We start from the raw sequence: 3,750 nt of genomic DNA on the forward strand, positions 1-3,750 counted from the left end.
CCGCTCGACGCCGCGGCCGGCGCCGTCTTCGCGGGCGTGCCGAACCTCGTCCTCACGCCCCACATCGCGGGCGTGACGCAGGAATCGAACGTGCGCGTCTCGGCCGTCACCGCGCGGGCCGTGCGCCGCCACCTCACGGAGCGCTAAGGCGATGGCCACCCTCACCCTCACGGAAGCGGAAGCGCTCGCCGCCGACGCGCTCGTCCGCTGCGGCACCCTCGAGCCCGCCGCCCGCAGCGTCGCCCGCGCGCTCGTCGGCGCGGAGGCCGACGGCCTGAAGGGGCACGGCCTCTCGCGCGTCGCCCCCTACGCGGCCCAGGTGCGGGCCGGCAAGGTGGTGGGCGACGCCCTCCCCCGGGCCGAGCGCCCGCGCCCGGGGCTGCTCGCGGTCGATGCCGCGCACGGCTTCGCCTATCCGGCGATCGACCTCGCCCTCGAGGCGCTGCCGACCATGGCCCGGGAGCAGGGCATCGCGGCCGCGGGCATCCGGCGCTCGCACCATTGCGGCGCCGCCGGCCGCCCGGTCGAGGCGCTGGCCGAGCAATCGTGCGTCGCGCTCCTCTTCGCCAACACGCCCGCCGCCATGGCGCCCTGGGGCGGCCGGCGGGCCGTGTTCGGCACCAACCCGCTCGCCTTCGCCTGCCCGCTGCCGGGCCGCGCGCCGATCGTGGTCGATCTCGCCCTCTCGAAGGTGGCGCGCGCCAACATCGTGGGCGCGGCCAAGCGCGGCGAGGCCATTCCGGAGGGCTGGGCCCTCGACGCCGAGGGACACCCCACCACCGACGCCAAGGCCGCGCTCGCGGGCACGATGGTCCCGCTCGGCGACGCCAAGGGCACGGCGCTCGCCCTGATGGTGGAAGTGCTCGCCGCCGGCCTCGTCGGCGCGCGCTTCGCGGACGAGGCCTCCTCGTTCCTCGACGCGGAGGGCGACCCGCCGGGCACCGGCCAGCTCATCATCGCCATCGACGCCGCCGCGCTGAGCCCGGACGCGCCGGAGCGCTTCGCCGCGCTCGCCGGGGCGATCGAGGGCCAGGATGGTGCGCGCCTGCCGGGCGCCCGCCGGCTCGGCCTGCGGCAGCGCGCGGCGGAGGCCGGCCTCGACCTGCCCGACGCGCTGGTGGCGGAGATCCGGGCCCTGTGAGTGGATCGCCTGTGCGGCGCGGCGAACCTGTGATTGCCCCGGCCGGTGGGGCGACGTAAGCGAGAGGAGGGAGAGGTGCTGGACACATCCTTCGACGCTCTGCCCGCGGGTGGGGCACAGCGTCGTCACGAGATGGAACGGTCAGGCGCAGGTCAGGCGGGTTCGGGGCGCGGCGGCGCGGTCGGTTTCCGGCCGCTCTACCGGCAGGTCTACGACACGCTGCTGAAGCGCCTCGCCGACGCGGTCTGGCAGCCGGGCCAGATCCTGCCGAGCGAGGGGCAGCTCGCCGCCGAGCTCGGGGTCAGCCAGGGCACGGTGCGCAAGGCGCTCGACGCGCTGACCGCCGACAGCCTCTTGGTGCGCCGCCAGGGCCGCGGCACCTTCGTGGCCGACCACGACGACAAGCAGAGCGTCTTCCGCTTCTTCAAGCTCAGGCCCGACGGCGACGGCACCGGCATGCCGACCAGCCGGGTCACGGCGATCGCGGAAGCGCCCGCCAGCGCCGACGAGCGCGGGCGCCTCGATCTCGCGCGCGCCGCCCGCGTGGTGCGGATCGAGCGCGTGCGCCTCGTCGATGCGCGGCTCTGCGTGTCGGAGACGATCAGCGTACCGGCGTCCCTCTTCCCCGGCATCGCCCAGATCGAATTGCCCAACACCCTCTACAGCCTCTACGCCGCCCGCTTCGGCATCACGATCGCGACCGCGAACGAGCGCCTCAAGGCGGTGGCGCTGGGCGCCCGCGAGGCCGGCCTGCTGGAGGTGGCGGAGGGCACGCCCGCGCTCGAGATCGACCGCGTCGCCGTCGATCTGGAGGAGCGGCCGGTCGAGTGGCGCCTCTCGACCTGCCTGACGCAGGAGATCCACTACCTCTCGGTCCTGCGCTGACCGGGGCCCAGCGCCGCCGGCGTTCCGCGGCGAGAAACCAGGGGGAACGCGCTGCATCGGCCGGACGGAGCGCGCGATCGCGGATCGCGGATGACGGAACCTCTCGGGGCGGCACGATCTGCGCATCGGCCGGCGGCCGTGCGGATCCCCGTCGGGCGGGAGCGGGCGTCAGCGCGTCAGCGCGGGGGCGGGGCGCTCGATCGCGGCGGACGGGACGGCCGCGTGGGCGGCGAAGTGGACGCGCCCGGCGAGGATGAGGAGCGCGAGGCCCCAGAACAGGGCGACGCCGAGGTTGCGCGCCCGGTATCCGTCCGGCATCGCGTCGCGGTGGCCGGGCCGCTCGACAGGCTCGCCGAACGGGTCGTAGGCGGAACGCCGCGGGTGGACGAGAGTGGGCATGGGCGGAGTATCGCGCCCGGCCCGGGAGCAGACAATGGTTGCATCGCTGCGATCTTCCACGCTCAGGGAGAACGCCCTTCTTCCCAAGGCGCCGGAGAGAGAGCGTTGTTCCCCTACCGTGTGAGGACGAGACCATGAGCGCCAAGGCACCCGCGAAGGAGGCTCTGCCCGGCACGGCCGCCGGCGAGGCGCCCTCGCTCCTGCCCGGGCTCCTCGTCTGCCTCGCGATCACGGCGGCGGCGGTCGCGGTGCAGGCGGTCGAGGAGCATCTCACGGGCCACCCCTATGTCGAGGCGCTGGTCGTCGCGATCCTGGCGGGCATCGCCTTGCGCACCGTCTGGGTGCCGGGCGAGCGCTACCGGGCCGGCATCGCCTTCTCGGCCAAGCAGGTGCTGGAGGTGGCCGTCACGCTGCTCGGCACCTCGATCAGCCTCGGGGCGATCGTGGCCTCCGGCCCCGCGCTCCTCATCGGCATCGTCGGGACGGTGATCCTGGCGATCACCGCGAGCTACGGGATCTGCCGGGCGCTGGGCCTGCCGGCCCGGATGGCGATCCTGGTGGCGTCGGGCAACGCCATCTGCGGCAACTCGGCGATCGCCGCGGTCGCGCCGGTGATCGGCGCCGACAGCAAGGACGTCGCCGCCTCCATCGCCTTCACGGCGGTGCTCGGCGTGCTGATGGTGCTGGGCCTGCCGCTGTTCCTGCCGCTCGCGGGCCTCAGCGAGCACCAGTACGGGGTGCTGGCCGGGCTCACCGTCTACGCGGTGCCGCAGGTGCTGGCCGCCACGGTGCCGATCAGCCTGCTCGCCACCCAGGTCGGCACGCTCGTCAAGCTCGTGCGGGTGCTGATGCTCGGGCCCGTCGTGGTCGCCTTCGCGCTCATCGCCCCGCACCTGCCGCCCGAGGGCGCGACCGGCAAGGCGGGGCCGCGCCGCCTCGGCTTCTTCAAGCTGGTGCCCTGGTTCATCCTGGGCTTCCTGGCGCTGGCCACCCTGCGCTCCCTCGGGCTGGTGCCGGAGGCGGTGGTGCAGCCGGTCACGCGGCTCGCGGGCCTACTCACGGTGGTGTCGATGGCGGCCCTCGGCCTCGGCGTGGACGTGCGGGTGCTCGCCCGCGTCGGCGCCCGCGTCACCCTCGCGGTCACCGGCTCCCTGCTCGTGCTGCTGGCGATCAGCCTCGTCCTGATCCGCGGGCTCGGCCTCGGCTGAGACCTTTTCGGGCCGAAGGGTTCGGCCGGTTGGGTTGAGCCGCGCCGTGCCCCCTCTCCCTCTGGGCAGGGCGATCGCATATGCCGAGCGAGCCTAGCCCCGGTCAGGCGCGGGTCC

The 3,750-nt window shown here is 74.8% G+C and carries 4 protein-coding genes and 1 pseudogene; 4 read left to right on the forward strand and 1 reads right to left on the reverse strand.

From position 1 onward, the window contains the following. From AX737_RS36610 to AX737_RS31285, 3 genes and pseudogenes are all read left to right on the forward strand, one after another. A pseudogene (locus AX737_RS36610) lies at window positions 1–147 on the forward strand (3-phosphoglycerate dehydrogenase); the annotation flags it as partial. A 4-nt stretch (window positions 148–151) separates the two neighbouring features. Further along, window positions 152–1,141, forward strand: coding sequence for an Ldh family oxidoreductase (locus AX737_RS31280; protein WP_066928076.1), 990 nt, complete (start codon window positions 152–154; stop codon window positions 1,139–1,141). Window positions 1,142–1,216: 75 nt separating this feature from the next. Next, window positions 1,217–2,026 (forward strand): GntR family transcriptional regulator, encoded by an 810-nt coding sequence (locus tag AX737_RS31285; protein ID WP_066928078.1) that lies wholly within the window; start codon window positions 1,217–1,219, stop codon window positions 2,024–2,026. Between the two features lie 168 nt (window positions 2,027–2,194). Here AX737_RS31285 and AX737_RS31290 read toward each other — a convergent pair whose 3' ends face one another. Beyond that, complete coding sequence (locus tag AX737_RS31290; protein ID WP_066928080.1) at window positions 2,195–2,425, reverse strand: hypothetical protein; 231 nt, start codon at window positions 2,423–2,425, stop codon at window positions 2,195–2,197. Between the two features lie 134 nt (window positions 2,426–2,559). Between AX737_RS31290 and AX737_RS31295 the strand changes: the two genes are divergently transcribed. Continuing rightward, the gene (locus AX737_RS31295; protein WP_066928082.1) at window positions 2,560–3,633 is read left to right on the forward strand and encodes a putative sulfate exporter family transporter; all 1,074 of its coding nucleotides are present in this window, start codon (window positions 2,560–2,562) and stop codon (window positions 3,631–3,633) included. The last annotated feature ends 117 nt before the right edge of the window (window positions 3,634–3,750 follow it).

Origin of the sequence: Methylobacterium sp. CCH5-D2, from assembly GCF_001556475.1 — a bacterium.
Taxonomy (GTDB): domain Bacteria; phylum Pseudomonadota; class Alphaproteobacteria; order Rhizobiales; family Beijerinckiaceae; genus Methylobacterium; species Methylobacterium hispanicum.

Excerpts from the sequence above, each read along its gene's own strand:
- AX737_RS31290 (WP_066928080.1), bottom strand. The coding sequence starts at position 2,425 with ATGCCCACTCTCGTCCACCCGCGGCGTTCCGCCTACGACCCGTTCGGC.
- AX737_RS31295 (WP_066928082.1), top strand. The coding sequence starts at position 2,560 with ATGAGCGCCAAGGCACCCGCGAAGGAGGCTCTGCCCGGCACGGCCGCC.
- AX737_RS31280 (WP_066928076.1), top strand. The coding sequence starts at position 152 with ATGGCCACCCTCACCCTCACGGAAGCGGAAGCGCTCGCCGCCGACGCG.